Raw genomic sequence first — 23,659 nt, forward strand, 5'->3', positions numbered from 1 at the left:
ATTATATCTACTGGAGTTTATGCACTTCTTAATCAACTTCAATTTCTACAGTTGCGCATATTATATCATGCAATGCTTTTTTATCTTTTCTATAAAATGGCGTTACTAATCCTAAAAGAATTGTTGCAGAAAACAAAAAAGCTATAAAACGGCACAAAGCCCGTAAAAACCCTATATTTTCATAGGTTTTATCGTCAACTACTTTAATTTTGTAGGCTTTTTTTCCCGGAGTCTGTCCAAATTTTGCCAGAAGAACGGCGTAAATCAATCCATATGTTGCTACCCCGAAAAATGGTGCCCATTGCGAAGACTGAAATGCTTCTTTACTTCCCATCACAATATAAGCAATAATGTATAAAATAGGCGCATATATCATAAACAAGTCGGTAATGAGTGCTTTTATTTTATCTGGATAACGCGCATAGCGTATGTGAGGTCTCTTTTGTTGTTGTTTTTGGTGTTTTGTGTTTTTTTTAATATCTCTAAATCTCATAAAAAGATTATATCAAAGTTCTACTTTAGTGTAGGTAAGTGAGGTAAGGACCTCAGCGGAGCAAAGGAATTACTTCCTTTGCGGGACTTACCAGAACTTTCAAAGTTCTCTTCAGTGACCTCAGCGGTCCAAGCGGAGCAAAGGAACTCACTTCCTTTGCGGGACTAATTAATGTAAGTCTCTCCACACTTCTTTTTTCCAAAGAATAGCAAATATTGCAAAGATTATGATATAAATCATGACATATTTACCGATTTCTTCTCTTTTGTGACGTTTTGAGTCTCCGACATTTTCAAGATGCTCAATCACTTTATCAGCAGCTTCTGCAGTCACACCTACACGAGGCATAGCAGTTCCTTTGAGGTACGCTTGCGGATCTTCAACAAAAGTTTTGATGTAGTGCTCTCCACGAGAACGAATATACATACTTAAATCCGGTGGCAAAGTACCAAGGTATTTTGTCAAAGCATCCTGATAATCAAGCACTTTAGTCTCAAATGCCAACTCATCCTGCTTGTGTTTGAAGGTCGGTTTTTCACCGATTTGTGTCCATGGTGCATGAAGTTTTCCATCTAAATTATACGGATAATGAATTGCGTGACATCTGCCACAAGCAACTTCAAATGCCATATTAGGTGTTAGCTCTTCTTTTTTCACTGCAATAGATTGCAAATAAGCAACCATATCTGCAACTTCTTGATCCATATCTCCGCCTGCGCCATAAAACTGTGACATTGGATATGAAGCACCGCTTTTTTCATTGTATTTATGCTCAAGCATCAAAGCATGTGCAGGGTTTTTAATGAGTGCTGCCAAGAACTTCGCATCAAATACAACTCCTGCATTTGACAAATCCGGTGGATTTACACCATAGCTTTGTGCCGCTGTAACAGGATCCATCGGTGCAGGCAAACCTGCAACTTCGATACTGTGACAACCAGTACAAGCACCCGCACCCATAACTAAATCTTTCCCACGAGTTGCATCACCTTTTTTTGTTAATGCTGGTAAATCTTTATATGCAAATCCTTCACTTTCTATATGCTTGTGCATTTGCGAATGGGCAAACGGTTCAACCAAATAGTACGTTACAAGAGTAAAAACAGTTACTACCGCTAATATAAATAATTCTTTCACTTTTTACTCCTTAAACTTTTTTTTCAAATTTTGTGATAAATGGAAGTATAATCCATAAACCGATAAACGTTAATGCCGCATATAAACCGATAGTGCTAAATACACCTTCTGGCGGAACCTTACCCATTGCCGTCAGTATGATCATGTCAATCAACATTGCCCAAAACCAGTATTTAAACAAACCACGACGTGACGCAGGTACTGCATTTGGACTTTTGTCTAAAAATGGCAATAAGAAGAAAATAACCTGTGCAAATGCAAATGCAATCAACCCAACATCAGTAGAAAATGGACGTAAAATCTCATAAGACCATAAGAAATACCACTCAGGGTAAATATGCGCTGGAGTCTTCAGACCATCTGCCGGGTCAAAGTTTACAGGATCCATTGCAAAATCATAGTGATAAAATACAAGATAGAAGAAAAGAATAAGGAAAATACCTACAACCATCATATCTTTTGCCAAAAAGTCATTCATAAAACGAATTACTTTTGAGTTTGCTTTATCTCCAGCCAAATATTTTTTCGCTTCAGCATCAAAGTCAATCTCTTCACCATCTTGATTATTTACATGTGGAATACGAAGCGCACCGAAGTGTAATCCGATAAGACCGATAATTGCCAAAGGAATCAACAATACATGTAACATAAAGAAACGGTTCAAAAATGCCTGAGCAGGAACATAATCTCCACGAATCCACTCAACTAAACCATCAGCATGTAAACTACCGCCGGCAAAAAGGTTTGTAATAACCATACCTGCCCAGTAAGACATTTGACCCCATGGAAGCATATACCCTGAAAATGCTTCTGCTGAAAATGCAACAAATAAAAGCATACCCGAGATCCAAATCATTTCACGGCCGTTCTTATATGAACCATAATATATACCCGTAAACATATGTATATAAATAATTAAAAAAACTACCGATGCCGCTACACCATGCACATGCCTCCACAGCCAGCCGTAACCGACTTCTTGCATTATCGTGTAGTTTACACTGTCAAATGCCAAATCAATGTTTGGCTGATAATACATCAACAAGAATATACCTGATACTAATAACAATCCAAATGTAATTGCAAGTATCATACCCATTGCCCATAAAAAATTGATATTCTTAGGAATCCAATATTCTGTTGCTAAAACACGATTAAGCGTGTCAATAGCAAGTCGTTGATTGAGCCAATCATGCAAATTTTTTGCTTTTGTAAAATGTGCCATTTATCTTCCTTTGCTTATGCTTTTAATGTTATGCCATTTTCAAGCATCTTTTTATATTCAGGTCCTTCTTCACCTAAAACCAGTTTGTTTCCATCAACTTTAAATGGAGGAATATCAAGCCCACGTGGTGGCGGAGCTTTTGTCACATCACCTGTGAAATCATACATACCACCATGACATGCACATAAAAAGCTTTGCTCATCTGGATTATATCCAGGAATACAACCAAGGTGCGTACAAAGACCAAGGCAAACCAAAAAGTAGTCATTGCCTATTTTAATAAGTCTTTCCATATCTTTAGGATTTTCTTCTGCTTTTTTAACCATCTCTGCAGTTTGCTTCAAAACAAAAATAGGCTTCCCTCTCCATTTTTCTGTTACCAACTCATTCTCTTTATACTGCGACATATCAAGAGTAGTAAACCCAGCTGCTTTTACACTCGGTAAAGGATCCCAGGATCTCTTCATTGCATATAATGAAGCAACAGCACCCACACCGGCAACAGCACCGAATGCTTTGCCCATAAAACCTCTACGGCTATTATTTTTCATGTTTTCTCTCTTCTTTATTCAATTTTCAATCTTATTATATACCAAATAAGTTTTAATTATTTATAAATTTAAGCTTTCCTTTAGAAAGTTTACCATTTTGTTACTATTTTTTTCAATTGTTCCGTAGTTTCTCGTAAAAACAGTCTCTAATATCACATTTAAGTGACTTTTATCATAATTATGAACGACAGGAATATTTAAGCTTTCAAACAGAGGAATAAAATCCCGTGTGTAATCTTCTCTTTGTATATAAACAGGTTTCCCGCCAGCAGCTAAAGAATCAAGGACTGCCTGTGGCGAAGCTGTTACTAAAACTTCACTCTGCATTATCATTGCATCATACTCTTCAAATTCGAAGTAATGAACGAATCTTGTTTTTAACATTTCTTCATAATCTAGAAAATAATAAAATCCCAGTTGCAAATACGGGTGTAAATCTTCTATAAAGTCCAAATGTTTTTGTAAATCTTTTTCATAATCATCATCCCCGAAAAAATAAGAAAGTGGCACTGTTTTTTCTTTACATGTAAAGTATTTGTCAGCTACAACCACGGCTTTGCAGATACCTTCACCTTCCAAATAGGGAGAGAGCAAAAACTCATTTTCCGCTTTTACCTCATCAGGCTTATCACTGATTCTCACAAATCTTGAAAAATAGTTTCGCATATCTTCAAGCATAATGGAATTAGCTTCCTCAGAATCAAAAATTAATTTGTCGCCGTTATGGGCAATTTGGGGAATATTTCGCACAACATCAATCCCCACGCTCTTGTCTATGCCAAAATCTCGTGCCGCCTGTGCAATTCTGTAGTCACTTGTCAGCAGTGTAATATCTTCATCCTCTAAAGCATTGAGTATCGCCACCGCTCTGCGAAATCTGTCCAGACCTATTCTGTGCCCCGTATGCACATAATAAAAAGTTCTCATTGTTTTTTTGCAGCCATTCTGATATATATATGCAGTATCTCTATCGCTGCCGGTGTAATTCCGCTGATGTTCATTGCAGCCTGGAGTGTCGGCGGAGAAAAAGCCGCCAGTTTTTCCTGTACCTCTTTGGAGAGTCCGCTCACACCCGTAAAATCAAAGCCTTCGGGTATTTTGACTTTGAGATACTTTTTCATACGCTCTATCTCTTGGCTCTGTTTGTCAACGTAGCGGGCATATTTGCCTTCTACCAAAATTTCTTCTTTTATGTAGTCATCATACTTGTCAAGTTCAGGCACAACTGTGACCATCTTCTGCACATCAAATGTTTTACGGGCAATAAGCTGCTGTGCGGTTGAGACATCTTTTAGAGGCTGTTCATCCATAGATGCAAGCAGTGCGTTAAACTCTTTGTTTGGCGTAAATTTTGTATTTTCCAAAAGCTGTGCACCTTCTTGTATCTGCTGTGCTTTTGTTTTGATTTTTTCATACTGTTCATCAGAAATGAGTCCAAGTTCATGTCCATATTTTCCCAGTCTAACATCTGCAGACTCTTCACGAAGCAAAAGACGATACTCTGCACGGGAGGTAAACATTCTGTAAGGCTCATTCGTTCCTTTGGTTACCAAATCATCTATAAGCACACCGATGTATGCCTCATCACGACGAAGAATAAGCGGTTCTTTATTTTGCAGGGCCAAAGAAGCATTGATACCCGCCATAATCCCCTGTGCCGCTGCCTCTTCATAGCCTGTTGTCCCGTTTATCTGACCGGCTAAATAGAGTCCTTTGATTTTTTTGGTCTCAAGCGAATGTTTCAGCTCACGCGGATCCACAAAATCATACTCTATGGCATAGCCGTAACGGACGATTTTTGCATTTTCCATTCCCTTGACCGAGTGGATCATATCCCGCTGCACCTCCGGCGGTAAAGAGGTACTCAGACCGTTGACATAAATCTCCGTGTTGTCCATAGTTTGTGGTTCCAAAAAGAGATGATGTCTCTCTTTGTCTGGAAACTTGTCTATTTTATCTTCTATAGATGGGCAGTATCTCGGACTTTTTCCGGCAATCTGACCGGTAAACAGAGGAGCCCTGTAAAAATTGCTCTCAATAATTTGGTGCGTGGTCTCATTTGTATAGGCAATGTAGCACGGCAGTTGTTTTTTTGTCGCACGGAATTTTTCTCTGTCTGTTCTAAAACTAAAAGGATTCGGCAACGCATCCCCACCCTGCTCTTCCATTACGGAAAAATCAATGCTTGAAGAGTCAATACGCGCGCAGGTTCCTGTTTTTAAACGTGCCATACTGAGCCCTGCATCATTTTTAAGCGAAGCAGAAAGTCCGACGCTTCGTGGTTCACCAAAACGTCCGCCCTCTTGCTGTACCTCGCCTACATGTATGATACCGTTGAGAAATGTCCCTGAAGTGATGATGACTTTTTTGGCTCTGTACTCATTTAAAAGTGCGGTGCGGACACCTTTTACCTCATCTTCTTCTATGATTAATGATTCAACCGTATCCTGTGCCAAATCAAGATTGGGTGTACCCAGTACAACATTTCTGGCGATTATACGGTACTTGTCCATATCTATCTGTGCACGGCTGCCGCGAACAGCCGGTCCTTTTGTCTGATTGAGTATGCGAAACTGAATGCCCGCTTCATCGGTAATCAGTCCCATTTCACCGCCGAGTGCATCAAGCTCCCGCACCAAATGCCCTTTTGCGAGTCCGCCCACAGCAGGATTACAGGAAGTCGCTCCGACATTTTCCGCAAGCATGGAAATCATCAGTGTTTTGTGCCCCATTCGAGCTGCCGCCAAAGAAGCCTCTATACCCGCATGTCCACCGCCTACTACTATTACATCATAATTCATTTATACATCCTATTAGCATAACTTGTTTATATAAGTAGTTTAATTTGCGGATTTTTAAAATCATTCAAGAATGAATTCTGATTTTCAAGCCTCGGAAAAATCACAGGATGTGGTTTTGAGAATGAGCTAATTAAATTACTTATATAAACTTACTTTATTAAAGCGAATTTTATCATTTTTCAGTATCATTTGCATAATATAAAGTAAATTTATGAGAATTCTGAAAGAAGTCTATATAAGGTTTTTAAGATGAGTACAGATTTATTTCGAGATTATGTACCCGAAATACTGGTTTATGACCCCGAAATTGACGGCAGTTATGAGCATAAAATACGTAATGAACATCTCAGCAGCAAAGAAAAATTATTAGAAAAAGTAAGAAAAGCAAAAGCAGCCGCCAAAGGCAATGCAACAACTTTTAGACAACCAATTCGTACGGAGAATGAAAAACAATGATACAAAAAGCAAACGAAGCCTATAATTCCGGTGATTTTGAAACTGCATACAAACTTTATACACAGCTGGCAGAAGAAGGCAATGCCGATGCGCAAACCTCTTTGGGATATATGCACCAAATGGCACAGGGGTGTGAAAAAGATGAGGCAAAAACACTGGAGCTCTACACAAAGGCAGCCGAAGCGAAACAGCCGTATGCGCTTTTTAACCTTGCTATTTTATATGAAAACGGTGTTGGCGGTGTCAAGCATGACATGTTCAAGGCATATGAGCTGCATATGGAAGCGGCAACAAGAGGTGTTCCACCTGCCATGTATGAAGTTGCTCTCATGCTAGAACGCGGACTTGGCTGTATGCAAAACTACTCCGAAGCGGCATTCTGGTATGAAGAAGCGGCAAAACGCGGGCATCTGCAGGCATTTAACAATCTTGGCGCACTCTACAAAGAGGGACATGGCGTGATACAGAATGATGCAAAAGCTTTTATCTGCTTTAAACGTGCAGCTGATGGCGGACTCACAGAAGGACTGTATAACTTGGGTCTGCTTTATGATCAGGGAATAGGCTGTGAAGAGGATCATGACAAAGCGCTTGATTTGTGCCGAAAAGCCGCCTATCAAGGGCATGAAAAAGCCAAAGCTATCATCAAGGGTCTTCAAGAAGACGGCAAAATTGTTTTTTAAGGAGCTGATTTGTTTACAGGTTTAATCAGAGAAGTTGCAACAGTGAAAAGTTTTGTAGGTTCCTCTCTCAGTATCAGAGCAACATACAAAGCCAATATCGGTGATTCAATTGCCGTAAACGGTGCCTGTTTAACCGTAGTAAAAGTAAATCCAGACGGCTTTGCCGTAGAACTCTCTCCTGAGAGCCAGAAACTTTTGGCCATTGAAAACTATAGAAACGAGGTGCATATAGAACCTGCTATGAAAATGGGTGACCGTTTTGAAGGGCATATCGTTCAGGGGCATATTGATACCGTCGGCACCATTAAAGACATCAAAAACAACGGTAACTCCTATGATGTTTTTATAACGGTAGAGAAGAAATTCATTCCCTATATTGTGCCAAAAGGCTCCATCACCATAGACGGCGTAAGTTTGACTGTCAATGATGTCAATGAAAACAGTTTTCGTCTGACTATCATTCCGCATACCATGAAAGAGACGCTTTTTAAGAACTACCGCAAAGGCAGTCGTGTCAATGTCGAGACAGATATGTTTGCCCGGTACGTTGCACATATTATCAATCATCAAAAATCAACTTCACTCTCATGGGATGAAGTAGATCGAATAAGTGCAAATTATTAATTTTTCAAAACCCGTACTTTTAACGCTAAGCTGAGAGTCAACGCAACAACAGTCGGCAGTGCAAAAAAAAGTTGACAACAAATGGAGTACAAATCAAAAATCAGGTTTTAAAAGACAATTTCGGACACAATAGTTTCAGAGAGTTGCAAGAAGAAGGTGTGGATGCCATCTTAAACGGACAGGATTTACTGATGATACTGCCAACCGGCGGCGGGAAATCTCTTGTTTATCAACTTCCAACCATGATGATGGAGGGCATTACCATTGTTATATCTCCGCTTATTGCACTGATGCAAGATCAGGTACGCGCCCTGCAGGCACAAAATATTTCCGCTCAAATGATAAGCTCGGCACAGAGTCATGAAGAGGTGCAAGATATTATATCACAGGCATACAGCGGGGCTTTGAAATTTTTATACCTCTCTCCAGAGCGCCTGAACAACGGACATACCATTGAACTGCTTCGGGGTTTACATGTAAACTTTTTCGTTATAGATGAAGCACACTGCATCTCCCAATGGGGGCATGAGTTTCGAGATGACTACCGTGCTTTGGGAAATTTAAAACATAATTTTCCAAACACGACCATCGCCGCTTTTACGGCAACTTCAACCGACAATGTCACACAGGATATTTTAAGAGAATTGCGTCTTGAAAATCCGCTTCTACTCAAAGGAAAGGTATTTCGTAAAAATATTTTTATCTCCGCACAAAGACGCATCAGCAACGGGCATGCTCAGCTTAAAAATTTTCTCTCACGCCATCAAGACGAGAGTGGTATCATTTATGTCAGTTCGCGTAAAAAAGCCGAAGAGCTAAGTGCTTTTTTAAATGTAAACGGCTACAAATCACTTGCCTATCATGCCGGACTGCCTCAACATGTAAGAGAGCAGAATTTTAAAATCTTTGTCAATGACAAAATCAACATCATGGTTGCCACCATCGCCTTTGGCATGGGTATAGACAAAAGTGACATTCGTTTTGTCGTGCATATGAGCCTGCCAAAATCACAGGAGAATTATTATCAGGAGATTGGTCGTGCGGGGCGTGACGGAGAAGACAGTGAAGTGCTACTGCTTTTTAATGCAGGTGATATGGCACAGCATAAACGCTTTTTAGCAGAGATTACAAACGAAGAGTACAAAGCCCATCTTGATAAAAAAATAGACAAAATATACAAATATGCCACCAGTGAAATCTGCTTTCACAAACAACTCGCCGAATACTTTAACGATACCCTTGATGCGTGTAAAGAGCGTTGCGACAACTGCCTGACATCCGATGACAAACGACAAGACATCACAAAAGAGGCACAAATGGTTCTGAGTACGATTTATAAAACAAATCAGAGCTTCGGGAAAAACTATATCATAGATATTTTGCGTGGTTCAAGTGAACAAAAGCTCCTTGCTAACGGTGCTAACAAGCTTTCGGTCTATGGCATTGGGTTGGATTTGAGCAAGAAAGAGTGGTTTGTCATCATCGAGCGTCTTTTAGAGTTAAAAATTGTCACACTCGGAGATTTCAATGTTTTAAAACTGACTCAGGATGCTATCGCCGTTTTAAAATCACAAACACTCGTTGACATCAAATCTTCTAGATTGCAAATCAATACCAAAGAGAAAAAAATAAAACAAGAAAAAGAGTTTGACTATGATGAAGAGTTATTTGAAAAACTTCGAGCAAAAAGAGCTGAACTCGCAAGTGAAATGGGAGTACCTGCCTACATCATTTTTGGCGATAAAACACTCAAACACCTTGCCAATGATATGCCAACCAATAAAGAAGAGATGCTTGAAGTAAATGGCGTGGGTGAAAAGAAATTCGCACAGTTTGGAAAAGAGTTTTTAGATGTTATTAACGACTAAAAAGTTCGCTGTCTTGTAACGGTCTTACATCTGGGTTACATGTAATCTTGTGTTGCATATCCACTGGTTCAAAGTCACTTAGCTCCCTCAAAGATGCCACTGTTGCAGTTCTGTAATCTTCTCCTTTGTTTAAATAAACATAAAATCCGTTTACATGTAAAGCCAAACGCGTTTTGAGTGCTGTTGAGTATGTTGTCAAAATCGCATCTTTTTTCATACTCTTTTTTATATCGCTGAAATACTCCTGTGTCCAGAGCATCGGATTTGCGTCAGGAGAGAAAGCATCCTGATAGACAATGTCAAATTTGTTTTTAAACTTTTTTACATACTCCCGTGCATCCCCTAAAAATAGCTCTATGCAAAGAGTCTCATCCTCATATCTGCCCTGTGTACTGAGTGCTGTTATTACCTCGTGCAGTACTTTAAATTCGTCCGGGTACTCAAAAGAGGGCAAAGATTGTATCAGTTTTGCATCCAACTCTGGAGAATAGATATGCAGTTTTGTATGCGGTGCATATTTTTTGTAATGCAACACTGTTGCCAGAGTATTAAAACCCAATCCATAGCAAATATCCAAAACAGCCAGCTCTTTTTTCTCCTTTACATGTAAAGAAGCAGGGAGTATATGCTTTTTCAAGGACTCATGCAAAGCCCCGTCTCTTGTTGAATGATAATGTTGGGCGTACTCTTTTGAGTAGGCTGTATAGCTTCCGTCTTTTGTAAGCTCTAAAGTATGCACATCTGTGTCAAATCTATTTGTATCTTTTTTCATGGTGCTATTTTACCATTGTGTTACTCAAAATATTGCACAGAGAAACAAATTGTTAATATTTTTAATAATAAATAATCGTTTAAGTTTACTTCTGCAATAATAAAGGATAATTATTTTCCATTAGGAAAATAGTTCTTTAAAGGAATTTATTATGCAATCATACAAACATACCATTGTAGATGGTGATGAAATCGCAAAATGGTGGCCAAATCAGCTTAATCTTAAAATACTTACACAAAACAACCCGCGTCTGACGCCTACAGCATCAGAATTTTCTTACAAAAAAGCTTTTGAAACACTCCCTTATGCAGAGCTCAAAAAAGACCTTGTTTCGCTTATGACAACTTCCGTTTCCTGGTGGCCTGCAGATTATGGGCATTATGGACCATTTTTTATTCGCATGGCATGGCACAGTGCCGGCACCTATCGCATTATGGACGGACGCGGCGGTGCAGCAACCGGTAATCAACGCTTTGCTCCACTCAACAGTTGGCCAGATAATGTCAATCTGGATAAAGCCCGCCGATTATTATGGCCTCTGAAAAAGAGATATGGAGAGAAAATTTCCTGGGCCGATTTAATGATACTTGCCGGAACCGTGGCGATGGAATCTATGGGTTTACAGACTTACGGTTTTGGTGGCGGCCGTGAAGATATCTGGCAGACAGAAGAGGACATTTACTGGGGAGAGGAAGAGGAGTGGCTTGCTGATACAAGACATGCAGCAGATAAAAAACTCCAAAATCCTTTGGCTGCAGTACAAATGGGACTTATTTATGTAAATCCAGAAGGACCTAACGGCGAACCGAATGTCTTGGCTGCCGCTGAGGATATACGGGTGAGTTTTCGTCGCATGGGCATGAATGATGCAGAAACAATTGCACTTATAGCAGGCGGTCATACTTTTGGGAAAAGTCATGGAGCCGCTGATCCTCAAAAGTATGTAGGTCCCGAACCTGAAGCAGCCCCATTGGAACAACAGGGTTTTGGTTGGAAAAACAGCTACAAAAGCGGCAAAGGCGCCGATACAATATCGAGCGGACTAGAAGGTGCCTGGACGCCTACGCCTACAAAATGGAACAACAGCTTTTTAGAAATCTTATTCAAATACGAATGGAATCTTCAAAAAAGTCCTGCAGGTGCCTGGCAGTGGGTTCCTGTCAATCCGGATGAAAAAGATTTGACTCCTAATGCACACATTGCGGGGAAAAAAGAAAAAACCATTATGTTTACAACCGATTTGGCACTGCGAATGGATCCTGAATTTGAAAAAGTCTCCCGTTCTTTTTTAAAAGACCCGAAACTGTTTGCCCAGAGTTTTGCAAAAGCATGGTTTAAACTGACACACCGTGATATGGGTCCAAAATCTCGTTATCTTGGTCCGGAAGTCCCAAAAGAAGATTTTTTATGGCAAGACCCACTTCCTGTGCCTGCTGATGACAAAGTGATAAATGCAGAAGAGACCGAAGCTTTAAAAGAGGAGATTTTACAAAGTTCTTTGCAAATTCCAGAACTTCTTTATACAGCCTGGTCCTCAGCTGCAAGCTACAGAGATTCAGACAAAAGAGGTGGAGCAAACGGTGCAAGAATAGCCCTGGAACCGCAAAAAAACTGGCAGGTTAACGAGCCTGAACAGTTGCAAAAAGTCTTGTCTGTTTTGCAAAAAATTCGAAAGAATTTCAATGCACATCATACAAATCAGATTTCCCTTGCAGATATCATTGTCCTTGGCGGTGTGGCAGCACTTGAGAAGGCACTCAAAAATGGTGGCTACACCAAAAAAGTTCCTTTCCTTGCCGGAAGGGTCGATGCCACACAGGAGCAGACAGATGTTCACAGCTTTGCATACCTTGAACCAAAAGAGGGAGATGCCTTTAGAAATTATCTTCCAAAAGAGTGTAAAGTGCCTGCTGAGCGTCTTTTACTTGACAAAGCACAGCAACTGACACTGAGTGTACCCGAGATGACGGTACTCATCGGCGGGCTGAGAGTGCTTGGGGTCAATTATAAGCAAAGTGACCATGGAGTACTCAGCGATAAAAAAGAGCGTCTCAGTAATGATTTTTTTGTAAATTTGGCAGATATGAATCTATCATGGTCACCGGCAGATGAGGCCCACAGTTTGTTTGAAGGTTTCTCTCACGGGAAAATAAAATACAGAGCAACACGTGCAGATTTAATTTTCGGTGCCAATTCCCAACTGCGTGCACAAACAGAATTCTATGCACAGGATGACAAACAGGAACAGTTTGCAGATGACTTCATTACAGCATGGGATAAGGTGATGAATTTAGACAGGTTTGATATTTTATAAAATTATCTGATGGTTTCTTGATGAAGCACTTCTCTTGCCTCATCAAAAGGAATCATCTCCTGTTCCAGTCTGAAATTTTTCCCATAATAATCTGACGCTAAGCGTTTGTATACTACGCTCTCTTCTTGGGTCAGATGCTTTAGTTCTGTCTCTTTGGCTCCTTTATAGCTTACACTGCGCTCTTTGTACTGCTCTAATGTCTTAGTATCCATCATCAATGACTTTGTTTGTGGAAAATATGAACGCATTTTAGAAAGAATGGCAAAGCCGTCCATGTCAATATCACCCCAGTAATATATCTCCTTTGTCTCAAGCCAGCGTGTATTTTTTAAAATACCAATGTTATATCCGCTCCCAAAAACTGCAATACTGCTTTGAAGCTGAGGCAAAGAGAGAAAGGTTGTTTTGTTTTCAATCACAAACACTCTTTGACACTCTGTTTCCAAAGCTTCAAACTGCTCAAGAGTCAGTGTAATATCATCACATCCACACATACGCAGCCGTTCATCCAGAATTCTAAAACGTACCTGTGGCAGTATATATTTGAGCCCGTAGCGTTTTTCAAAGGCAAAATCTTTTATGCTTGCAAGTGGCTCTCTTTCTAAAATGCAAGAGAGCAAAATATCGAGAATTTTAAGATGTTTTTGTATATATTTCGTGTCAATACCTTTAAGACTTATCTCTCTTATATAGATATTTGGAGATGGATTATGGATAAAAAAACCAAGTATCAAAACAAATTTCTCCCACTCTTTTGCATACTCCACAACAAGCCTTGGTTTTACAAAAAAAAGTTCTTTGAGTTTTGGGTAGTACTTGAACAAATACTCATACCACTGCACAAAAAGAGCGTACTCCTCTTTTGCATTTGTCAGCAAAAGAAACTGCTCTTTATCATTAATAACTACAAAAACAGGCAGTTTTTGCACGCCCATCTTCTTAAAATGAAACGCCCTGTATTCCAGAGAATACCCTGAGCGTTCAAGTTTTTCTTTTTGCTTTAAAATCAGAGAAAATGCTTGAAGCAATTCCTGCTCTTTTGGCTTTTTAAGGGGGATTTTCACAGGGCTAAAAGGCTTGTTTTGGATATAGAGGCGAAAAATATCTCCGCTGTCATACAAGCGTTGTAAGCGTTTTTGTATAGTGGCAACATTATAAAAATCCATCTGTCAGCCCTTTTTATTTTTCACATACTCTTCAATCTGCATGGAGATAAGCGAAGAGTCCATTCCGCTTGGGTTTGCGACAAAATGAACACTTTTTACAAATGGTTCTATGACATTTATCTTCTGTTTGGGTGTGATAACCAAGAGCTGAAGTTTGAGTTTTTCAAAAAGACGCAGTGCATAACGGGTACTCTCATCACTTCCTCTTCCAAAGGCTTCATCTATCATCACAAAACGAAAAGAACGACTTTGAATTTTTTCATATTCCAAACCAAACTGATATGCCAAAGAAGACGCCAGCACAGTGTAGGCAAGTTTCTCTTTTTGTCCACCCGATTTTCCGCCACTGTCTTCATAATACTCTTTCGTACTGCCATCACTCATATACTTTTCTATGGCACTAAATGTAAACCAGTTGCGTACATCTGTAACTATTTTACGCCAGCGTTTATCAACATCCACATACCCCTCGCGTCCGTTAAATCGTGCTATAAGCTCTTTTATCTGCAAAAATTTCTGTTCATCGTAAATGTTATTTTCATCGACTGCACCCGTAGTGAGTTGTTTGAGTGTCTGTTTAAAATCTTTTATCTCTATATTTGCAGCACTGTTGGCAACAAGTTCTATAAAGGTACCCTCGCTGTATTCTATGTCTGTGAGCGATTTATTGATTGTATCTATTTTTGTCTTTATCTCACCCGCGTATTCATCCAAAAGGCTTTGAAGCATCACAATGTTTTGGATTGTTTTTTCTTTAAAGAGTGCTTTGAATTTTTTCTCCCATTTTGGGAGATTGTCTTTTTGCAGTTCTAAAAGTTTTGCATTAAACTCCTCACAACTCTCTACAGAAGCATACAACTCTTTGGCTATTACAGGAAAACGGTTGATGAAGCTGTTTTGATGCGCAATGATATTTTGAGAAAGGCGCTGTTTTGTTTTGACATTTTTATCAATCTCGTTTTGTATATACTCACGGAGTGTTTTTTGTGCTGTTATTATTGTATTGAGATTAAGCGGTGCAGTGACTAACTCACTTTTGAGATTTTGCAGGGCAGCTTCTATCTCACTTGGAAGCTCTTCATTTTCTATAATCAGTTTTGCCCTGCCGAGTTCCAGTTCCCGTGTATCTTGTTTTTGTTTTAACTCGCCTATTTTTTGGGTAACGCCGTCAAGTTCCAGTCTCTTTTGCCTGAGCTCTTTTTCTACCTCCAAAAGTCGCTGTTGCAGCGTTTGAATAATATCACTGCTGCTTTGTAAAACTTCCATCTCCTCTTGAAGTGCTTCTATCTCTTTGGCATAGCGGTACCAGTCAATTGAAGCAAAATCTTTGTATCGTAAAATATCACGCAAAATATCGCGTTTTGTTTGCAGGGCCTGCTCTTTTTGCTCTGTTTGTTGAATTCTTTGTGTTAGATGCTTTGCTTTTTCCTGCGTGCGCATCTGCTGCTCTTTGAGCTCATGCAATTTTGCAAGATTGTTCCAGCCTAAAACCCAACGCGATTTATCATGAATGTCATACCTGTCATCTTTTTCATGGCGCATAAAATTTGTTTTAAACTGTCCGTGAATAGTAAGAGCTTTTTTCATCCGCCTGAAATCAGCTATACTCTCCACACAGGTAATGTTAAATCGCTCTTGCAAAATTTTATTGACCACGCCGACAAAAGGAGAATCTGCTTTTACCTCAATCTTCTGCAGGATGGAGTTTGGGACTGTTTGGACAAAATCAGTGCTGTTTTTTGTGGTATCTACTTTGAGATAAACAAGCTTTACGCCCAGTTTTGTCGTCTCTACATAACTGCTCACCGCCTCATAAAGGCCACTCTCAACCAGCAAAGAGAGTGCACTGTTATGCAGTATCCGCTCAATGGCACCGTTCCATTCTTTGTCCTTTACCGTTACCAATTCACCTAAAAAAGGAAGCTCTTCGCGTCCGACTCCAAGACCCTCTGCCATAACATCACGCATGGCGGAGATATGGTGAGGAATATTGGAAGGATTGTTTTGAAGATATTCTATCTCCACAGCAAACTCTTGAAGTTTTTGCTCATAATGAGCAAGACTTACTCTATCCATTGTGAGCTGGTTTTGGTAGCTTGTCCGCTCATCTTCTATCCCCTCAAGTTGTTCATTGAGCATTTGTCTTGTTTTTAAAAAGCTATGCTCATTTGAAACAGCCTTTAAAGAGAGTTCTTTTAGGAGTGCATTATAGTTTTGGTTGTCTGTTTTTGTCTCTTGTAAAAAGCGGTTTTTTTGTTCTATCTCCTGCTTCAGTGCATTGAGCCTGTCGGCTCCGTTTTTTTGCAAATCTAACTTTATATCTACTATATCATTGCCAAGTTTTTCTATCTTCTCATCAAGGGATTTTTTTTGTGACATTCTCTTTGTCAGATCAAGGGCATATTCCTGAAGCTTTTGCTCTAAAAGTTCTTTCTCAAACAGACTGAAAAAACGCCCCAACTTCTCACGCATCGTCACAAAAATCCTGTGTTCTTTCTCTATCTTGGTATATTTTTTATACTCTTTTTCTATCGGCAGCAGCATACTAATCTGCTCTTTTGCCTCCAGTACCAAATCATGTGCATGGTTGAGCTCTGCAAAATTATTGCACAGTGCATCAACTTCTGCATCTATTTTTGTATCTTCAAGCATATGTGTTCGGATAAATTCCGTCAGATTTCCGATGGATTTGAGCGAAACAGTTTGATAAAAAAGGTTTAACGCCTGCTCATTTTTAATGCCCATCTCCCGACGAAAAGAGTGTGAATAGTCTTTAAAAGTGTCAAATACTTCGGTATGATTTGCTTTTCTTAAAGACTTTTTTAACGTTCTGATGTCGCTAAAGCCAAAAAAGTCCTCTTTGATGCCAAGATTTGATTTTGAGACAACAAAAAATTTCTGTACCTGCTTGTTGGCAATATAAAAAAACTGTGCAAGTGTGAGCGATTCATCGTAGCCGATGTTTTCAAACCGTCCCAAAATCACACTGTAACTCTTCTCATCACGCAGGCTTACCGCTTTGGAATGGCCAAAATTTTCATCCTGTGTAGTTTTGTATTCGCCGACAATGTAGGAGTAGAGACTTCTCTCTTTCGTTGTTGCCCCGGCTGCTTTATTGAAGATGATTTTATTGTGCGGTACCAAAAGAGTTGTCAAGGCATCGACTATGGTTGATTTCCCGCTGCCGATATCGCCCGTCAAAAGTGCATTGCTTTTGTCAAGTGGAAGCTTTACGATCTTTTTATCATAGGTGCCCCAGTTGTAAAACTCAAAATGTTGCAGGCGAAATCCTGCACTTCTGTCATCCTCTGCAAAATCAAATCTTAACTCCATACTTTTGCCTCTTTATACTCTTGCAATTTTTTGTCCAAATCATCCAGCCAGCTTGCATTGACAAAGGCTTTTATGGACGGTTTGATCTCATACGCCTCTTCAACTGTTTTGAGTTTCTTCAAAAAGCCTAAATCTTCCACTTTTTTGATGGTACTTTCTATCTCTTTTTGCATTTTGAGTTCATTAAAAGTAGTTCCCAAAAAGAGCTCAAGCGCCCCTTTGATATCCTCTTTGCCTATCACCGCTCTTTCATGTTCTGACTGTACTTCAAATTCGGCAATTTTACGTCGCAGCACCACACACAACAAAGATACTTTATAACTTAACTCTCTGCTTTTTATCAACTTCGGCAGTGCCTCTTCGCCCTCTTCAAAAACCCTGTTTTTCAAGTAGGCATACCCGTCATTTTCCTCTATCACAAGCTCTAAGCCAATCGTTTCGAAGTACTCCGATACAGCTGAGTAACTGTTATAAAGCAGTTCATAAAAAGCTTTTTCATTATCACTTTTATAAAATATTCCCTGCAAAAGCAAAATAATAGCCGTTTTGGCATCTCTGTTCATCTCAAGACTCTCCCCGTGTGATAATAATATTTGGTACAAGCACCCATTTTGAGTGTTGTTCTTCATCATCAATTTTGATTTTACTCTTTTGGTCCATCTCTATGATAGTGTTTTGGGATTTTTGCACTAAAGAGAGATAGCCAATAAGCTCGCTCATTCCTTTTGTAAGAGGAAATTTTTCTATCACTTTTTGCAGTGTCACCTGTGGATAGAGTTGCAAAAGTGTGTTGATATTATTTTGCAAAAGCGCTTCATTTACATAAAACAGATTGTAAAAGCTCTCCAAATCAACGACATTCTCCTCCTCATCTTTTATCTCCTGAAGAAATTTTGTTGCATCTTTTGGCGTGTAAAGAGACTTTTCAAAAACAGTGTCAACTTTTACACCACTGCCCATCATAAAGGAAAAATCTTTTCTTGACGGGGTATCCTCTTTTATCTCTAAGGCTGTTTTTTCTATATTTTTGCATAGCTCAAGAATTTTTTTATTTTCTATCCAGACCCTGTCATCTATAAATCTGCGAAGCTGTTCTATCAGCTTAGAAGAGACCTTGGTGATTTTACCTGCATGCAACAAAAGATCATATTTGAGATTTTTGACGCTTTCATGTTTGTCAAACTCTTTTATCACATCAATTGCATAGAGTTTTTCAAGCATCTCAGAAAGCTTTTCATTTTTTTGTGCATCAGTTAAAACCTGCCAAAAAGCAAAAAAACTCTTCCCCTGATCACTCTGTCGTATCTGCTCTTCACTCTCAAAAATGGAGTCCAAAACTCCCTCTTTTGCACCGCTTGCATTGGCGATACTCACCATCGTTTTATGGTTTAATTCTCGAAAATTATACTCAATCTGTGCAAAATCATATTTGAGTTTACGACTCTGTTCCTCTATAAGCATAAAATGCTCTTTTATACGACTGTTGTCAAAACGCAAGTCTTCTTTGGCTCTAATCTTGGCAATACGTTCATCAATCGCTTTTTTCTCCTCTTCAAGTGCTGCAATTCGCTCGGTATCGCTCAAATGCGTCTCAAATTCCAACTCCTCAAGCAATTCAAAAATAATATTGAATTTCGTCCGACTCCCTACAAACTCCCGCTGCTCTAAACTTTCTAAAAATTCAAACACTTTTTGGGTATGGGGTGTAAGCTCATACATCGCCTCATCTTCACTCCCCTGATACTTCTTCAAGTAGCCGTTTTTGTCACTGACAAAATCATCAAGGTATGCTTTGGCATCTTTTGGATACACATCAGGATCGCTTTGATGAATATCATACAGATAATCTTCCAAATATGCAAGAATGGTAGTGTGATTCAGTGTAACATGGCGTTTTTGGATAAAAACAAAGTGAAAAAAGCCAACCATCATGGCAAAATTGTCACTGTTGAGCAGCTTAATGGTTTGGTTGTAAGTTTTAAGATTTTTGAGGTATTGGTATGTCATTCTATTTTTAGGGATGTCACAATTTCACTACAACCCGTTCCCCCACATGTGCATTTTTTTTGCCATGACCAGATCATATTTTGGCAGTATCTCTATAGCATTGGGGGCACGAAATTCAAACCTTTCCAATAGCTCTTTTGTTTTTGCTGTATTCGTCGTCCCTTTCTTTTGCATGATAATTATATTTGCCGTATTTGCAAGGGTTGTATAAGCAATTCTTAGTAGTAAGTCAGGATTGCTGTGTTGCGATAGAACATCTTTAAAAATCACCATGTCATTATCACGCGGCAATGCACGAAAAGGTTTTGTAAAACTATTTATAATTTGTATCTTGGTTTGCTCCAGTGCTTCAGGTATTTTCACTGCATCTTGTGTGTAGAGTGCAAGATGAAATTCACCCTCTACTTCTGCAATTATCTTTTGTAAAGCAAGTGTTGTCGCATCAATTTTGTCGGTAATTTGCAGGTAATGATTCCCCGGCAAAGGGTTGAAAAGTTCCAAAAACTGTTTTAATTCCATACAAAATCTTTCTTTAGTATGCCAAGTCGTGCAGCTCACGAAACAAATAGGCTTCTACTATATCATCAATCGTTTTTTGCGTATGTGCCACGAGCACCATCATAGACATATTCATAAAGTCCATAACCGGCTCGCCGTCACTGTTGACAACAACGGCTTCAGACCAGTTCTCAAAACCGTCGTATGTGTCGCAATGCAGTACCTCTACAAGTTCCCCCTCTTCTATACGAAGCTGCGCCCAGGTTTTTGCTTCTAAAACAGGTGTAATCTCGGCTTCTTGCACATCTGTAGTATTCATCGGTACTAAAACTAACATTAGCCGTTTATCTCTTTAAGTTTCTTTTTACTCAGTTGCAGTTTTTTGTTATCCATCACACCTATTTTATGCGAAAGAATGTCACTGGCAATTTTTTTGGCATTTTTAAGAGAGTGCATTTTATATGTTCCGCACTGATAAATATTGAGTTCAGGAATATCCTTTTTACTCTTTACATGTAAGACATCTTCCATGGCTTTTTCCCATGCTTTTGCCACTCTTTTTTCATCAGGCGTACCAATAACAGACATGTAAAAACCTGTACGGCACCCCATTGGTGAAAGGTCTATAATCTCAACATTTTTTGAATTTAAATGATTTCTCATAAAACCCGCAAAAAGGTGTTCCAAAGTATGCATCCCGCGTCCGTCCATTTTATCTTCGTTTGGTTTGTAAAAACGCAGATCAAAAACGGTGATTTTGTCTCCGCACGGTGTTTTCATCACTTTTGCTTTACGCACTGCAGGTGCAGGCATAATCGTGTGGTCAACTGTAAAACTGTCTAATAGTGGCATGGTAAATATCCTTAAGTTTATTGTTAAATATATTTTAGCGAAAAAAATTGATGATAAATTGAAGTATGAAAGTAGGTGTCTATTTTAGCCCAGAATGAAGTCTTCATACTATTAAGTTCAGCATTTTTTTGGAACCGGCACTGAAGTACCGGTTCCGAGAACGCATTAATTTTCTTAACTTAATGGCAGTAAGGTTTTAACCTAGGCCTTAGTCTTTAAAGACACACAGCCCGCACTGAAGTACGGGTTCCGAGAAAGTTTATAAATGATTCAAAAAAGCCAGATGTTCGCTAAACGCGAGCTTCTTCTCTTCTGTTTAGATACTCCCAGTTTGCATCTACACGCTCTTGCCACTCTTTTATAAGGTGTTTGTATTCATCTTTGAACAGGTGCTTAAAGCGTCCCTGTGCAGCCAAATACTCTTCTACCGGAATAACATTTTTTGGTCTGTATGTTATGTTTAACTCATGCCCGTCAATGATTTCATACAGTGGAAATACCAGTGAATCAGTCGCAAGATCCGTTAACAGCATCGTGTCTTTTGGATCAAATTTCCACTCAGTAGTACAAGGAGAAACCGCATTGATAAATACAGGCCCTTCAACCGCCATACCGTGCTGAATTTTTTTCACCATATCTTTCCATTTGTTTGGAGCCACCTGCGCCGCATACGGAATACCATGGCTTGCCATAATACTTACCATATCTTTTTTGTTTTTCTTTTCACCGTAGCTTACACGACCTGCCGGTGCAGTTGTTGTGCTTGAACCGATTGGTGTTGAAGAGGAGCGCTGTCCGCCTGTATTTGCATAGACTTCATTATCCAAAACAACATGCATCATATTGTGCCCACGCTCCATACAGCCTGAAATCCACTGAAAACCAATATCGTAAGAAGCACCGTCACCGGCAAAAGATATAAATTTAGGATTACGCTCTGGCTGCTTGAGACGGCCTTTTCTTTTAAGGGCTTTATGCATAGCTTCAGCCCCTGCAACAGCAGTTGAGCCATTTTCAAAACCGATATGAATCCATGAAGCATCCCATGAAGTATAAGGATACACTGCTGTACAAACTTCTAAACATCCGGTAGATGCTGAAAGAACCAGGTCATCATTTGTTGCATTCAAAACTTCACGAACAATGATAGAGTGTGCACAACCAGGGCAAAGAAGGTTTGCCCCTTCAAAACGGTCTGCTGATGTAGAAAACTCTTTTAAGTTTTTAATTTTTTTCATTTCACTCATCGTTTTTTCCTATAAAAATTGTAATTTCGGTCCACGAACACCGATAAATTGTTGTAATGGAGTAAGCACCTTGCCAGCATCAGCATTTGCCTGCAGTTCAGTATACAGGTCTGTGAGATGTCTTTTTGTCAAATCTCTCCCGCCTAGACCATAAATGTAACCCGAAAGCAAGGCTTTTGTATCTGTGTTAAAGAGTGCACCCGCAATTTCATTAAAAAGCATACCCGGCGCTCCGTTTGGAGACGAACGGTCAAGTGCTGCTATCGCTTTTACATCTTTAAGCGCTTCTTGAATTTCAAAAAACGGGAACGGTCGAACAACGCGAAGTCCGACAACACCGGCTTTGATACCCTTTTCTCTCATCTCTGTTGCCACTTCACGAGCAGTTTCCACTGAAGTACCCATGCAAACCACGGCAACATCCGCATCATCCATATCATATTTTTCAACGATATTATATTTTCTGCCTGAGAGTTTCTCGAACGCATCAAAGGCTGCTTGAATCTTTGGCATTACTTTTGTCATAAGGTCATGGTGTTGACGCGCTTTATGCTCAAAATGCCAGTCTTCTTCTGTTTGTACCCCGTGTGTTACCGGATGTTCAAAATCAAGCATATCGTTCATAGGTTTGAAATCACCTACAAAACTATAGGCTGTATCATCATCTAAAGTATGAACCCCTTGTGCAGTATGTGAAGTCATAAAACCGTCCTGATGTACCATACATGGAAGTCTTACATCATGATCTTCCGCCACTTTAAAAGCGATAAAGTTCAAGTCATACGCATCCTGAGGACAGTATGCATCAAGCTGTATCCAACCGCAGTCGCGTCCAAGATACATATCCGAATGATCACCATTTACGTTCAACGGTGCAGCCAATGCACGGTTTACAACATTTAAAACAATCGGCAAACGCATACCAGAAGCCTGGTAAAGTGTTTCAACCATTAAAGCAAAACCCTGTGAAGATGTTGCAGTAGCAACACGTCCGCCAGCCGCTGCAGCACCGATACATCCAGACATTGCGGCATGTTCAGACTCAACCATTACAAATTCACCCTCGACATAGTTATCTGCCAAAAATTTTGCATATCCCTCAACTATAGGAGTTGACGGCGTAATCGGGTATGCGGAAACAACATCAATCTGACACTGTCTCATTGCCTGTGCAGCTGCAAAGTTTCCATCCCATACTTCAATATCTCTTAATTCCATTTTATCAAATGCCATCTATTTCTCCTCTTCTTCTTTTGCCGGCCAATTAGCAATCTCTGTCTCTTCGTCTGCTTGTTCCGGGAACATTAAAAGTGATTTCGGATTTGTCGGACAAACCTCAACACAGATTGCACACCCTTTACAGTGATCCATATCTATTCCTATCATTTTTTTATCTCTTGAAATAATTGAAATATCCGGGCAGTAGACCCAGCAAAATTGGCAATCAATACAAAAATCCTTATTAAAAACCGGTTTTTCAATTCTCCAGTCAGCAACACTTGCAGAAAAAGAGCTGTTTTGTGAGTATGGGCGGTCTTCTTGGAGTGTACCCGCAATATCTTCTACTGCACCATCAAACGTACGAAGCATCGCTCCGATTTCAAATTCGTCCCAACCTGTATTTGCCATCTA

At 39.6% G+C, this 23,659-nt stretch carries 22 protein-coding genes; 5 read left to right on the top strand and 17 right to left on the bottom strand.

What is annotated here, in order from left to right; translation table 11 throughout:
- Positions 1 to 28 precede the first annotated feature (28 nt).
- From FJR45_RS10920 to mnmG, 6 genes are all read right to left on the bottom strand, one after another.
- Positions 29 to 493: an RDD family protein gene (locus FJR45_RS10920; RefSeq protein ID WP_193150556.1), complete on the bottom strand. Its 465-nt coding sequence runs from the start codon at positions 491 to 493 to the stop codon at positions 29 to 31.
- Between the two features lie 168 nt (positions 494 to 661).
- Complete coding sequence (locus tag FJR45_RS10925) at positions 662 to 1,630, bottom strand: c-type cytochrome (protein ID WP_193150557.1); 969 nt, start codon at positions 1,628 to 1,630, stop codon at positions 662 to 664.
- Between the two features lie 10 nt (positions 1,631 to 1,640).
- Positions 1,641 to 2,855 (bottom strand): cytochrome b, encoded by a 1,215-nt coding sequence (locus tag FJR45_RS10930; RefSeq protein ID WP_193150558.1) that lies wholly within the window; start codon positions 2,853 to 2,855, stop codon positions 1,641 to 1,643.
- 14 nt (positions 2,856 to 2,869) lie between these two features.
- Positions 2,870 to 3,406, bottom strand: coding sequence for a ubiquinol-cytochrome c reductase iron-sulfur subunit (petA, locus tag FJR45_RS10935; protein ID WP_193150559.1), 537 nt, complete (start codon positions 3,404 to 3,406; stop codon positions 2,870 to 2,872).
- Positions 3,407 to 3,466: 60 nt separating this feature from the next.
- Positions 3,467 to 4,333 (bottom strand): hypothetical protein, encoded by an 867-nt coding sequence (locus FJR45_RS10940; RefSeq protein ID WP_193150560.1) that lies wholly within the window; start codon positions 4,331 to 4,333, stop codon positions 3,467 to 3,469.
- A complete protein-coding gene (gene mnmG / locus FJR45_RS10945; RefSeq protein ID WP_193150561.1) occupies positions 4,330 to 6,207 on the bottom strand; it encodes a tRNA uridine-5-carboxymethylaminomethyl(34) synthesis enzyme MnmG in 1,878 nt (625 codons plus the stop codon). The genes FJR45_RS10940 and mnmG overlap by 4 nt, the downstream gene beginning before the upstream one ends.
- 249 nt (positions 6,208 to 6,456) lie before the next feature.
- On the opposite strand from mnmG, the gene FJR45_RS10950 reads away from it, so the two are divergent.
- From FJR45_RS10950 to recQ, 4 genes are all read left to right on the top strand, one after another.
- Positions 6,457 to 6,663, top strand: coding sequence for a hypothetical protein (locus FJR45_RS10950; protein WP_193150562.1), 207 nt, complete (start codon positions 6,457 to 6,459; stop codon positions 6,661 to 6,663).
- The gene (locus tag FJR45_RS10955) at positions 6,660 to 7,346 is read left to right on the top strand and encodes a tetratricopeptide repeat protein (protein ID WP_193150563.1); all 687 of its coding nucleotides are present in this window, start codon (positions 6,660 to 6,662) and stop codon (positions 7,344 to 7,346) included. Before FJR45_RS10950 ends, FJR45_RS10955 begins: the two co-directional genes overlap by 4 nt.
- A 9-nt stretch (positions 7,347 to 7,355) precedes the next feature.
- The gene (gene ribE, locus FJR45_RS10960; RefSeq protein ID WP_193150564.1) at positions 7,356 to 7,970 is read left to right on the top strand and encodes a riboflavin synthase; all 615 of its coding nucleotides are present in this window, start codon (positions 7,356 to 7,358) and stop codon (positions 7,968 to 7,970) included.
- 71 nt (positions 7,971 to 8,041) lie between these two features.
- Entirely contained in the window at positions 8,042 to 9,838 is a 1,797-nt protein-coding gene (gene recQ, locus FJR45_RS10965) for a DNA helicase RecQ (RefSeq protein ID WP_226966426.1), read from the top strand.
- Here recQ and FJR45_RS10970 read toward each other — a convergent pair.
- Positions 9,828 to 10,610, bottom strand: a complete 783-nt coding sequence (locus FJR45_RS10970; protein ID WP_193150565.1) for a tRNA (5-methylaminomethyl-2-thiouridine)(34)-methyltransferase MnmD — start codon at positions 10,608 to 10,610, stop codon at positions 9,828 to 9,830. The genes recQ and FJR45_RS10970 overlap by 11 nt on opposite strands.
- Positions 10,611 to 10,761: 151 nt before the next feature.
- Here FJR45_RS10970 and katG point away from each other — a divergent pair, with 151 nt between their 5' ends.
- Positions 10,762 to 12,924: a catalase/peroxidase HPI gene (gene katG / locus FJR45_RS10975; RefSeq protein ID WP_193150566.1), complete on the top strand. Its 2,163-nt coding sequence runs from the start codon at positions 10,762 to 10,764 to the stop codon at positions 12,922 to 12,924.
- Between the two features lie 2 nt (positions 12,925 to 12,926).
- Here the strand turns inward: katG and FJR45_RS10980 are convergent, their stop codons facing one another.
- The 10 genes from FJR45_RS10980 to FJR45_RS11025 form a co-directional block, all read right to left on the bottom strand.
- A complete protein-coding gene (locus FJR45_RS10980) occupies positions 12,927 to 14,090 on the bottom strand; it encodes a Wadjet anti-phage system protein JetD domain-containing protein (RefSeq protein ID WP_193150567.1) in 1,164 nt (387 codons plus the stop codon).
- 3 nt (positions 14,091 to 14,093) lie between these two features.
- A complete protein-coding gene (locus FJR45_RS10985) occupies positions 14,094 to 17,423 on the bottom strand; it encodes an ATP-binding protein (protein WP_193150568.1) in 3,330 nt (1,109 codons plus the stop codon).
- Positions 17,414 to 17,986 carry a DUF4194 domain-containing protein gene (locus FJR45_RS10990; RefSeq protein WP_193150569.1) on the bottom strand — a complete coding sequence of 191 codons (573 nt, stop codon included), beginning with the start codon at positions 17,984 to 17,986 and terminating at the stop codon, positions 17,414 to 17,416. Before FJR45_RS10990 ends, FJR45_RS10985 begins: the two co-directional genes overlap by 10 nt.
- 1 nt (position 17,987) lies before the next feature.
- Entirely contained in the window at positions 17,988 to 19,430 is a 1,443-nt protein-coding gene (locus FJR45_RS10995) for a DUF3375 domain-containing protein (RefSeq protein ID WP_193150570.1), read from the bottom strand.
- A 27-nt stretch (positions 19,431 to 19,457) separates the two neighbouring features.
- Positions 19,458 to 19,949, bottom strand: coding sequence for a hypothetical protein (locus tag FJR45_RS11000; protein WP_193150571.1), 492 nt, complete (start codon positions 19,947 to 19,949; stop codon positions 19,458 to 19,460).
- Positions 19,950 to 19,962: 13 nt separating this feature from the next.
- Complete coding sequence (locus tag FJR45_RS11005; protein ID WP_193150572.1) at positions 19,963 to 20,265, bottom strand: hypothetical protein; 303 nt, start codon at positions 20,263 to 20,265, stop codon at positions 19,963 to 19,965.
- Positions 20,265 to 20,780 (bottom strand): S-ribosylhomocysteine lyase, encoded by a 516-nt coding sequence (gene luxS, locus FJR45_RS11010; protein WP_193150573.1) that lies wholly within the window; start codon positions 20,778 to 20,780, stop codon positions 20,265 to 20,267. The genes FJR45_RS11005 and luxS overlap by 1 nt, the downstream gene beginning before the upstream one ends.
- 290 nt (positions 20,781 to 21,070) lie before the next feature.
- Positions 21,071 to 22,027 (bottom strand): thiamine pyrophosphate-dependent enzyme, encoded by a 957-nt coding sequence (locus FJR45_RS11015; RefSeq protein WP_193150574.1) that lies wholly within the window; start codon positions 22,025 to 22,027, stop codon positions 21,071 to 21,073.
- A gap of 9 nt (positions 22,028 to 22,036) precedes the next feature.
- On the bottom strand, positions 22,037 to 23,260 hold the full coding sequence (locus FJR45_RS11020) for a 2-oxoacid:ferredoxin oxidoreductase subunit alpha (RefSeq protein WP_193150575.1): 1,224 nt from the start codon (positions 23,258 to 23,260) through the stop codon (positions 22,037 to 22,039).
- Complete coding sequence (locus tag FJR45_RS11025) at positions 23,261 to 23,656, bottom strand: 4Fe-4S dicluster-binding protein (RefSeq protein ID WP_193150576.1); 396 nt, start codon at positions 23,654 to 23,656, stop codon at positions 23,261 to 23,263.
- Between the last annotated feature and the right edge of the window lie 3 nt (positions 23,657 to 23,659).

It is taken from the genome of Sulfurimonas sediminis, from assembly GCF_014905115.1.
In the GTDB taxonomy this organism is placed as follows: domain Bacteria; phylum Campylobacterota; class Campylobacteria; order Campylobacterales; family Sulfurimonadaceae; genus Sulfurimonas; species Sulfurimonas sediminis.